Origin of the sequence: Nocardioides sp. CFH 31398, assembly GCF_022436705.1 — a bacterium.
Lineage (GTDB): Bacteria > Actinomycetota > Actinomycetes > Propionibacteriales > Nocardioidaceae > Nocardioides.
Genome location: NZ_JAKUHT010000041.1, coordinates 1 through 9966 on the forward strand (window position 1 = coordinate 1; position 9966 = coordinate 9966).

Sequence of the window (9966 nt, forward strand, 5' to 3'; positions counted from 1 at the left end):
ACGGTGAAATAACTCGACCGGCGATCACCAGGTGACAAGCCCGAACAACGCACGTAACAAGATCAGGCCACACGGCCACGCGTCCACTCTGCGGTATCTGAACCACTACACACCCGCGAGCACACACTGCTCGCAGGGGACAGGTTCACAGATGTCACGGCGGCCATAGCGGAGCGGGAAACACCCGGATCCATACCGAACCCGGAAGTTAAGCCCTCCAGCGCCGAAGGTACTGCAGTCGAGAGGCTGTGGGAGACTAGGACGCCGCCGGACTACTACCTCAGACGAGGGGTCACCCGTACCGGGTGGCCCCTCGTCGCATTTCGGCACCACGCACGTGACACACACCTGAACAGAGCGTCGAGAACAGAGCAGGAGCAGGACCGACATGGCCGACCAGAAGCGTCCGTCGAGGCCGAGCGGCCCCGGCCGCGACCGGAAGGGCGCACGCCCTCCGCAGCGCGGCGGTCGTGGTGGCCCCCAGGGCGGCGCCGCCCGTCGTTCAGGACCCTCGGGTCCGCCGCGTGACCGTGCGTCCCGCTCCGCGGAGCAGGCGACCTACGACGGCCCGCCGATCCCCGAGGACGTGTCGGCGCGTGAGCTCGACCCGGCGGTGACGTCCCAGCTCAAGGGGTTGCCCGAGAAGCTCGCCGCCCGCGTCGCCCGTCATCTCGCCGCCGCCCAGCGCCTCGTCGACGAGGACCCCGAGACCGCGTACGGCCACACCAAGGCGGCGCGGGCCCGTGCGGCCCGTCTGGCCGTCGTGCGCGAGGCCAACGGCGAGGCGGCCTACGCCGCCGGCCACTACGAGGAGGCCCTCGCGGACCTGAGGGCGGCGAAGCGCATGAACGGCGCGACGGCGTACCTGCCGATCATGGCGGACTGCCACCGGGCGCTCGGCCGGGCCGACCAGGCCGTCAAGCTCGCCCAGAGCCCGTCGGTGAAGAACTTCCCGGCGCCGGCCAAGGCGGAGATGACGCTGGTGGAGTCTGGGGCGCGCCGTGACATGGGTCAGCTGGACGCCGCCCTGCGCGTCCTCGAGCAGGCGCCGCTGACGTCCAAGAGCCGCGAGCCCTGGGTCACGCGTCTGCGCTACGCGTACGCCGACACCCTCGAGGCCGCCGGCCGCGAGGACGACGCCCTCGCGTGGTTCCACCGCACGCACGCCATCGACGGCGAGCAGATCACCGACGCCGAGGAGCGCGCGGCCGCTATCGAGGCGCGCCGGCCGGAGTAGGACTGGCGCGGCGCCCCCTGGTGCGCCACAATGTCACCAGCGACACCACAAGTTCACATGCGTCACTGATCGAACCCGTCACCGTCCTGATCGAGTCCGCTGGGGAAGGCGTACCTCGACGCCGGAGGAGAAGGAGACGACAGTGACCACACGTATCCCCGCACGACCCGCGTCCGGTCCGGCGACCCGCGGTGTCCTGTTCGTGCACGCGTCGCCGACGGCGCTGTGCCCGCACGTGGAGTGGGCGGCCGCCGGTGTGCTCGGCGCTGCCGTGAGCATCGAGTGGATCCCGCAGCCGGCGCAGCCCGGCACGCAGCGCGGTGAGCTCTCCTGGAGCGGCCCCGCCGGCACCGCCGCGGCGATCACGTCCTCGCTGCGCGGCTGGGAGCACCTGCGCTTCGAGGTGACGGAGGAGCCCACCGCCAGCACCGAGGGCGGTCGCTGGTCCTACACGCCGTCCCTGGGCGTCTTCCACGGCGTCACCGGGCTGCACGGCGACCTCATGATCCCCGAGGACCGGCTCAAGGCCGCTGCGGTGAAGGCGTCCCTGGGCGACGTGTCGCTGTCGGACGAGCTCGACCGTCTGCTGGGCAAGCCGTGGGACGACGAGCTCGAGACGTTCCGCCGGGCCGGGGACGGCGCGCCCGTCCGCTGGCTGCACCACGTCGTCTGACCCGCACCTCCTCCACCGTCGGACGCACGAAGGAGGCCGGCCCCCCGTGGGGGCCGGCCTCCTTCGGCTGTCTGGAGGTCCCGCTAGAGCGGGATGTTCCCGTGGCGGCCCCGTCGCACGCCGTCGCGCCGCACGCAGTCGCCGATCGCGCGGGCCAGGGCGGAACGGGTCACGGCGGGCTCGACGACCTCGTCGACGACGCCGATCTCGATCGCCCGGTCCACACCGCCGGCGATCTTCTCGTGCTCGGCCGCCAGCTCCGCCTCCACCTGGGGACGGATGTCGGGCGTCACCTCGGCCAGGCGGCGCCGGTGCAGGATCCGCACCGCGGCGACCGCCCCCATGACGGCGACCTCGGCTCCCGGCCACGCGAAGACCCGCGTGGCGCCCAGCGAGCGCGAGTTCATGGCGATGTAGGCCCCGCCGTACGTCTTGCGGGTCACCAGCGTGACCCGCGGGACGACGCACTCGCCGAAGGCGTGCAGCAGCTTGGCGCCGCGCCGCACGACGCCGTCCCACTCCTGGCCCACCCCGGGGAGGTATCCGGGGACGTCGACGACGACCACCAGCGGCACGCCGAAGGCGTCGCACAGACGGACGAAGCGCGACGCCTTCTCGGCCGACAGGGAGTCGAGGCAGCCGCCGAGGCGCAACGGGTTGTTCGCGACGACGCCGACCGTGCGGCCGCCGAGGCGACCCAGGGCGGTCACGATGTTCGGCGCCCACCGGGCGTGGAGCTCCTGCGCGGACCCGGTGTCGAGGATGGACTCGACCAGCGGGTGGACGTCGTACGCGCGCTTCGGGTTGTCGGGCAGCTCGGCCGCCAGGTCGCGGTCCTCGACGTCGTCGACCTCCAGCGAGCCCTGGGTGCCGAGCAGGGAGGTGATGCTCCGGGCCCTGTCGAGCGCCTCGGCCTCGGAGTCGGTGAGCACGTGGACGACGCCGGAGCGGCGGCCGTGCGGCTCGGGTCCGCCGAGGCGGAGCATGTCGACGTCCTCGCCGGTGACCGAGCGGACGACGTCCGGGCCGGTCACGAAGATGCGGCCCTCGGGCCCGAGGATGACCACGTCCGTCAGCGCCGGGCCGTAGGCGGCGCCGCCCGCGGCGGGGCCCAGCACGACCGAGACCTGCGGGACGACGCCCGAGGCCTGGGTCATGGCCTGGAAGATCTCCCCGACCGCGTGCAACGACAGGACGCCCTCGGCCAGGCGTGCCCCGCCGGAGTGCCACAGCCCGATGATCGGGACGCTGTCGGTCATGGCCCGGTGGTAGGCCTTCACCACGACGGCGCAACCGTCGACGCCCATCGCGCCACCCATCACGGTGGCGTCGGAGCTGAAGGCCACGACGCGCGTGCCGTCGACCGAGCCGACCGCGGCGACCATGCCCGAGTCGTCGTCGGGCGTGATGAGCTCGAGCGTCCCCTCGTCGAGCAGGGCCCGCAGACGGGTCACCGGGTTGCGGGGGTCCTGGTCGCGGGGCAGCTTCTGCCGCTTCTGGGACGTCGGGCCCGTCGAGGGGGCCGGCTGGGTCGGGGTCTGGGTCATCACACGCTCCGGAAGGCGATGGCGACGTTGTGGCCGCCGAAGCCGAACGAGTTGTTGAGGGCGACGGCGTCGCCCTGGGGGAGGTCCCGGTTCTTGTCGGCGATGTCGAGGCCGACGTCCTCCGGGTCGTCGAGGTTGATGGTGCCCGGGACCACGCGGTGGTGCAGGGCGAGCACCGTGGCGACCGACTCGAGGGCGCCGGCGGCGCCGAGCAGGTGGCCGGTCAGCGACTTCGTCGAGGTGACGACGACCTGCTCGGCGGCGTCGCCGAGCGCGTTGCGGATCGCGAGGGCCTCGGCCACGTCGCCCTGGGGCGTCGAGGTCGCGTGGGCGTTGATGTGGACGACGTCCCGCGGCGACAGGCCGTTCTCGGCCAGCGCGCGGCGCATGGCGCGGGTGGCGCCCGCCCCGGCGGGGTCGGGCTGGGCGATGTCGTGGGAGTCGGCGGTGACGGCCGCGCCCGCGGCCTCGGCGTACACCCGGGCCCCGCGGGCCTCGGCGTGCTCCGCGGACTCGAGCACCAGGGCGCCGGCGCCCTCGCCGAGCACGAAGCCGTCGCGGCCCTTGTCCCAGGGCCGCGAGGCGGCCTCCGGGTCGTCGTTGCGGCGCGACAGGGCCATCATCTGGCCGAACGCCGCCATCGGCAGCGCGTGGATCGCGGCCTCGGTGCCGCCCACGAGGACGACGTCGGCGCGGCCGAGGCGGATCAGGTCGATGCCGAGGGCGATCGACTCGTTGCCCGCGGCGCAGGCCGAGACCGGGGTGTGCACCCCGGCCCGGGCGCCCAGGGCGAGCCCGACCGCAGCGGAGGGGCCGTTCGGCATCAGCATCGGGATCGCGAGCGGGGACACCCGCCGTGGGCCCTTCTCCACCAGGTTGTCGTAGTTCGACAACAGGGTGGTGACGCCACCGATGCCGGAGGCCATGGCGACGGCGAGCCGCTCCGGCTCGACGCCGGACTGGGCCGCGTCGACGTCCTCGGGGTCCGCCTTGGGGTCCGGGACGGTGAAGCCCGCGTCGCGCCAGGCCTCCTGGGCGGCCACCATGGCGAACTGCCCCGAGCGGTCCATCCGACGCGCCTTGACGCGGTCGAGGACCTCCGAGGGCTCCACCGCGACTCGCGCGGCGATCCTCGCGTTGAGCTGCTCCGCCCACTCCTCCTCGAGCAGGCGGACCCCGGAGCGGCCCTCGGTCAGGGCGCTCCAGGTGCTGGGGACGTCACCGCCGACGGGGCTGGTGACCCCGAGTCCGGTGACGACGACGCGGGTGTTCGACATGGGTTCCTCCTGGGGGCCGGCGCTCGCTGCTGCGGTCGGGCGGGGTCTCAGCCCTTGGCGTTCTCGATGAAGGCGACGGCGTCACCGACGGTCTTGAGGTTCTTGACCTCCTCGTCGGGGATGGTCACGCCGAACTTCTCCTCGGCGGCCACCACGACCTCCACCATCGACAGCGAGTCGACGTCGAGGTCGTCGACGAAGGACTTGTCGAGCTGGACGTCCTCGGCGGGGATGCCGGCGACCTCGTTGACGATCTCGGCGAGGTCGGAGCGGATCTCTTCGGTGCTGGCCACGGGGGCCTCCTTCTTCTGTGGGTGGTGCTTCGGGTGGTCAGGGACGGCGCCGGTGGGCACCGGGGTGGCGCGGGGCGCGAGGCCCTGCGCCGGGCCTCACGGGACGACGACGACCTGGGCGGCGTACGCCAGGCCGGCGCCGAACGCGACGAACAGGGCCAGGTCGCCCGTGCTCGCCTCGCCCTCGTCCTTCATGCGGTCGAGGGCCAGGGGGATCGAGGCCGCCGAGGTGTTGCCCTGCTCGGCGATGTCGCGGGCGATGCGGACGTGCGACGGCAGCTTCATCGAGCGCGCCATCGCGTCGGTGATCCGCATGTTCGCCTGGTGGGGGACGAAGACGTCGAGGTCGTCGGCGGAGACCCCCGCCCGGTCGAGCGCCTGCTGGGCGATCTTCGCCATCGCGAACGACGCCCAGCGGAACACCGCGTTGCCCTGCATCACCAGGTGCGGCATCCGGGGCTCGTCGTCGGTGATCACGTCGCGCCAGTCCTGGCGCGAGCGGATGAGGTCGTACTGCTCGCCGTCGGAGCCCCAGACGACCGGGCCGATGCCCGGGGTGTCGCTGGGTCCGACCACGACCGCGCCGGCCCCGTCGGCGAAGATGAACGCCGAGCCGCGGTCCGTCGGGTCGGTGATGTCCGAGAGCCGCTCGGCGCCGATCACCAGCACGTGGCGGGCGGAGCCGGAGCGGATCATGTCGTTCGCCATGGCGACGCCGTGGCAGAACCCGGCGCAGGCGGCCGACACGTCGAAGGCCGCGGCCTGCTCGGTGCCGAGGTCGTGGGCCACCAGCGTCGCCACGGCGGGCGTCTGCATCATGTGGCTGACGGTCGCGACGATGACGCAGTCGAGCTGGCGTGCGTCGATCCCGGCGTCCTCGACGGCCTTGCGCGAGGCCTCGACGCACATCATCTGCAGCGTCTCCTCCTCGGTCGCCCACCGGCGCTCGCGGATGCCGGAGCGCTGGCGGATCCACTCGTCGCTGGAGTCGATCGCCTCGACGATCTCGCTGTTGGGGACGACGCGGCTGGGGCGGTAGGAGCCCAGGCCGAGCAGGGTGGCGTACGGCGCGCCCGGAGCGATCTCGATGCCGGCCATCAGGCGCCGCTCTCCGGGTGCAGGCGCAACAACGGCTGGCCCGGTGCGACCGGGTCCTGGTCCTCGACCAGCCACTCGACGACCTGGCCGCCCTGGGTGGCGCCGACCTCGAGCATGTCGCGGAGGCTGGCGATCTCGCCGATCCGCGCCCCGGCCGTCAGGCGGTCGCCCTCGGCGACGTCGGGGGCGCGGTGGAAGGTGCCCTTCGCGGGGGCGACGACCATGCGCCAGGTGGGGGAGGAGTCGAGCGGCGAGGCGTCGCCGTGCTGCTCGATGAAGGCGCGGGCGTCGTCGAGCTGGTCCGGGGTCTTGAGGGCGAAGGTCTCGACGCCCTTCATGGCCCGCTTCGCGATGCCGGTCAGCGTGCCGGCCGGCGGCATCTCGAGGAGCCCGGTCACGCCGAGGTCGAGCATGGTCTCCATGCAGAGGTCCCAGCGGACGGGCGCGGCGATCTGGCCCACCAGCCGCTTGAGGACGTCGCGTCCGTCGTGCACGACCATGCCGTCGCGGTTGGAGATCAGCGCCGTCCGGGGGTCGTGGGTGGAGACGGCCTGGGCCAGCGAGGCCAGGTGACCCACGGCGGGCTGCATGTGCTCGGTGTGGAAGGCCCCGGCGACCGACAGGGGCGTCAGGCGGGCCTTGGCCGGCGGGTCGGCCGCGAGGGCCTCCAGCTGCTCCAGGGTGCCGGCGGCGACGACCTGTCCGTCGGCGTTGACGTTGGCGGGGGTGAGGCCGTGCTTCTCGAGCGTCGCGAGGACCTCGTCGCGGGCGCCGCCGAGGACGGCGGTCATGCCCGTCGGGGTGGCCTTCGCCGCCTCGGCCATGGCCTTGCCACGCTCCCGGACGAGCACCATCGCCTGCTCCGCGCTCAGCACGCGGGCGCCGGCGGCGGCGGTCAGCTCACCCACGCTGTGGCCGGCGACGGCGCCGATGCGGCCGAAGGCGTCCGCGGGGTGCGGGAACAGCTCGAGGGCGGCGACGAGGCCGGAGGCGACCAGCAGCGGCTGGGCGATCTCGGTCTGCCGGATGGTGTCGGCGTCGGAGGTGGTCCCGTGCTGCACCAGGTCGACCCCGGCGACCGTGGACAGCCACTCGAAGCGGGCCCGGAAGGTGGGGTCCTCCAGCCACGGCTCGAGGAATCCGGGGCTCTGGGCCCCCTGGCCTGGCGCGACGATGACGAGCACGAGACCACACTCCCGCGTCAGGGGGTCCGGGCTCGCCTCGGCCACGCACCAACATCACCCGCGTGGCGTTGTGGGATTCCTACAAGGAGCCCGATCGGCCGCGGCGCGACTGCCGGCCGAGGACGAGGGCGACCCGCAGCGTCAGCCCGTCGCGCGGGTCGGTGGGGTCGTAGCCGCTCAGCTCGGTGACCTGCCGGAGGCGGTAGCGGACCGTGTTCGCGTGCACGAACAGCGCGCGGGCCGTGCCCTCGACGGAGCCGCCGGCCGCGGCGTACGCGTCGAGGGTGTCGACGAGGGCCCCCTGGGCCAGCAGCGGGAGGAACAGCTCCTCCACGAGGTGGCGCCGCGCGTGCCCGTCGCCGGCGAGGGCGCGCTCGGGCAGGAGGTCGCCGCTGCGCACCGGACGGGGCGCGGAGGGCCAGCCGTCGGCGGCGCGGTGCGCCGACAACGCGGCGCGCGCCGAGAGGTGGGCGCTGGCGAGGTCGTCGGTCACCGGGCCGACCACGACCGGCCCGGGCCCGAAGGCGCTCGCCACGGCCGACGCGGCCGGGAGCGGGTCGCCGTCCAGCGGCACGCCCCCGAGGACGACGACCATCCGCTCGCCCTGGGCCGCGCACAACGCGTCGGTGCCGGCCGCGCGGGCGCGCCGTCGTACGTCGTCGAACAGGTCGGTCTCGGTCCGCGCCTCCCCGACGCGGCCCAGGACGACGACCACGCCGGCACGGCCCGACCAGCCCAGGGCGCTGGCGCGGGAGAGCACCGTCTCGTCGGCCTCGGCGCGGAGCACCGAGTCGACGACGAGGGCCTCGAGGCGGGCGTCCCAGGTGCCCCGGGCCTCGGCGGCGCGGGCGTAGACCTCGGCGGTCGCGAAGGCGACCTCCCGGGCGTAGCGGAGCAGCTCGGCGCGGACGGCGTCGGTGTCGCGCGGGTCGAGGACGGTCTCGAGGTTCGCCTCGACCACCTCGATGCCGGTGCGGACGAGGTCGACGGTCTGTCGCAGGCTGATCACCCCGGTGAGCTCGCGGGGGGCGGCGCCGAAGACCTGCGACGCCAGGTCGGTGGAGGGGGACTCCGAGGCGGCCACGGAGGCGGCCTCCCGGGCGTCCGCCTCGGCCGCGGACGGCGCCGAGGAGCCGTGCGCCCCGGCGGGAGCGGCGTACCAGTCGACGAAGCCGCGGATGCCCGCCTGGACGATCAGGCCCACCCAGGAGCGCTCCTGGGCGCTCAGGTTGGAGAACCACGGCATGTCGCCCTCCATGCGGGCGGTGGCGGCGGTCGCGAGGGTGCCGGTGGCCCGCTGCAGCGCTGTCACGGCGCGCTTGCGCGACCACTGGGCCCTGCTCACCCGTTCGAGGCTAGTGGACGGGGCGGGGACGGAGCCGGGCCCTCGACCTCGCACGGGCCCGGGACGTGGTTGAATCCCGAGATGCCGCTCGCCGAGGTCTCGTTCGTCACGGTGCACGGGCACCGGCGTGCGTACGTGAAGCGGGGCCGGGGCCCCGCCCTGCTGCTCCTCCACGGGCTCGGGTGCGACCACACCACGTGGGACCCGGTGATCGACCGGCTGGCCGAGCGGTTCACCGTCGTCGCCCCGGACCTGCTGGGTCACGGGCAGTCCGACAAGCCGCGGGCCGACTACAGCGTCGGCGGCTACGCGAACGGCATGCGGGACCTGCTCACCGTGCTCGGCATCGACCGCGTCACGGTCGTGGGCCACAGCTTCGGGGGAGGGGTGGCGATGCAGTTCGCCTACCAGTTCCCGGAGCGCACCGAGCGGATGGTGCTCGTCAGCCCCGGTGGGCTCGGGCCCGAGGTGAGCCCGCTGATCCGGGCCGTCACCACGCCCGGCTTCCACCAGCTCATGGGGCTGCTGACGCTGCCCGGCGTCCGGCACGTCGGGCGCACCGGGATGCGGATGCTCGCCCGCGGTCCCGTGCGCGCCGCCCGGGACCTCGGCGAGGTCGCCGAGATCTACGAGAGCTTCCGCGACCCCCGCGCCCGCCACGCCATCCGCCACGTCGTGCGGGCGGTCGTGGACTGGAAGGGCCAGATCGTCACCATGAGCGACCGGGCCTACCTGACCCAGGCGATGCCCATGTGCGTGATCTGGGGCGCGGAGGACCGCGTGATCCCGGTGCGCCACGCCCACAACGCCGCCTCCCTGGCGCCCGAGGCCCGGATCGTCGTGGTCCCCGACGCCGGCCACTTCGCGCACAAGGACCACCCCGGCCGTTTCGTGGACGTCGTCAGCGAGTTCCACGCCACCACCGTCGCGGCCAACCACACCCGCACCCAGTGGCGGCGCCTGCTGCGCCAGGGACCGCCCGTCACCGTCGCCCGGGCCGAGGCAGGGGAGTTCCCCATCCAGCCCACCCCCGTCTGCGCCCCCGTCGCGGAGCTGCCCGCCTAGCCGGACGACGCCGAGTCGGCCCGAACGCCTCGCCGTACGACGCCGAGTCGACCCGGACGCACCGCGGGATCGGTCTCGACGAGCTCGACCAGCGTTGGTCCGGCCTGCCGGGACCAGGCCTCTCCCGTGCTTCGGGACGACGGACGTGACAGGAGCCGGGGGGGGGGGGCGGGGGGGGGCCCCCCCCCCCGGGGGGGGGGGGGGCGGGCCCCGCCCCCCCCCCCCCCCCCCACACCACCCGTCTCGG

At 74.1% G+C, this 9966-nt stretch carries 9 protein-coding genes and 1 rRNA gene; 4 read left to right on the forward strand and 6 right to left on the reverse strand.

The annotated features are described in order from the left end of the window. The first annotated feature begins 155 nt into the window (after positions 1–155). The 3 genes from rrf to MJ876_RS21010 all read left to right on the forward strand — a co-directional run bounded on the left by rrf (position 156) and on the right by MJ876_RS21010 (position 1910). Positions 156–273, forward strand: a 5S ribosomal RNA gene (rrf, locus tag MJ876_RS21000). A 115-nt stretch (positions 274–388) separates the two neighbouring features. Beyond that, the gene (locus MJ876_RS21005; protein ID WP_240239397.1) at positions 389–1237 is read left to right on the forward strand and encodes a tetratricopeptide repeat protein; all 849 of its coding nucleotides are present in this window, start codon (positions 389–391) and stop codon (positions 1235–1237) included. A 142-nt stretch (positions 1238–1379) separates the two neighbouring features. Next, positions 1380–1910, forward strand: coding sequence for a DUF3145 domain-containing protein (locus MJ876_RS21010; protein WP_240239399.1), 531 nt, complete (start codon positions 1380–1382; stop codon positions 1908–1910). A gap of 83 nt (positions 1911–1993) precedes the next feature. Here the strand turns inward: MJ876_RS21010 and MJ876_RS21015 are convergent, their stop codons facing one another. The 6 genes from MJ876_RS21015 to MJ876_RS21040 all read right to left on the reverse strand — a co-directional run bounded on the left by MJ876_RS21015 (position 1994) and on the right by MJ876_RS21040 (position 8654). Further along, positions 1994–3457 (reverse strand): acyl-CoA carboxylase subunit beta, encoded by a 1464-nt coding sequence (locus tag MJ876_RS21015; protein ID WP_240239401.1) that lies wholly within the window; start codon positions 3455–3457, stop codon positions 1994–1996. Next, positions 3457–4734 carry a beta-ketoacyl synthase gene (locus tag MJ876_RS21020; RefSeq protein WP_240239403.1) on the reverse strand — a complete coding sequence of 426 codons (1278 nt, stop codon included), beginning with the start codon at positions 4732–4734 and terminating at the stop codon, positions 3457–3459. The genes MJ876_RS21015 and MJ876_RS21020 overlap by 1 nt, the downstream gene beginning before the upstream one ends. Before the next feature lie 47 nt (positions 4735–4781). Continuing rightward, entirely contained in the window at positions 4782–5027 is a 246-nt protein-coding gene (locus MJ876_RS21025; protein WP_240239405.1) for an acyl carrier protein, read from the reverse strand. 96 nt (positions 5028–5123) lie between these two features. Then, a complete protein-coding gene (locus MJ876_RS21030) occupies positions 5124–6125 on the reverse strand; it encodes a beta-ketoacyl-ACP synthase III (RefSeq protein WP_240239407.1) in 1002 nt (333 codons plus the stop codon). Beyond that, the gene (locus MJ876_RS21035) at positions 6125–7354 is read right to left on the reverse strand and encodes an acyltransferase domain-containing protein (protein WP_308192633.1); all 1230 of its coding nucleotides are present in this window, start codon (positions 7352–7354) and stop codon (positions 6125–6127) included. Before MJ876_RS21035 ends, MJ876_RS21030 begins: the two co-directional genes overlap by 1 nt. Before the next feature lie 34 nt (positions 7355–7388). Continuing rightward, a complete protein-coding gene (locus tag MJ876_RS21040) occupies positions 7389–8654 on the reverse strand; it encodes a CdaR family transcriptional regulator (protein ID WP_240239409.1) in 1266 nt (421 codons plus the stop codon). An 81-nt stretch (positions 8655–8735) separates the two neighbouring features. Between MJ876_RS21040 and MJ876_RS21045 the strand changes: the two genes are divergently transcribed. Beyond that, on the forward strand, positions 8736–9719 hold the full coding sequence (locus tag MJ876_RS21045; RefSeq protein WP_240239411.1) for an alpha/beta fold hydrolase: 984 nt from the start codon (positions 8736–8738) through the stop codon (positions 9717–9719). The last annotated feature ends 247 nt before the right edge of the window (positions 9720–9966 follow it).

Excerpts from the sequence above, each read along its gene's own strand:
- MJ876_RS21005 (WP_240239397.1), top strand. The coding sequence starts at position 389 with ATGGCCGACCAGAAGCGTCCGTCGAGGCCGAGCGGCCCCGGCCGCGAC.
- MJ876_RS21015 (WP_240239401.1), bottom strand. The coding sequence starts at position 3,457 with ATGACCCAGACCCCGACCCAGCCGGCCCCCTCGACGGGCCCGACGTCC.
- MJ876_RS21020 (WP_240239403.1), bottom strand. The coding sequence starts at position 4,734 with ATGTCGAACACCCGCGTCGTCGTCACCGGACTCGGGGTCACCAGCCCC.
- MJ876_RS21030 (WP_240239407.1), bottom strand. The coding sequence starts at position 6,125 with ATGGCCGGCATCGAGATCGCTCCGGGCGCGCCGTACGCCACCCTGCTC.
- MJ876_RS21045 (WP_240239411.1), top strand. The coding sequence starts at position 8,736 with ATGCCGCTCGCCGAGGTCTCGTTCGTCACGGTGCACGGGCACCGGCGT.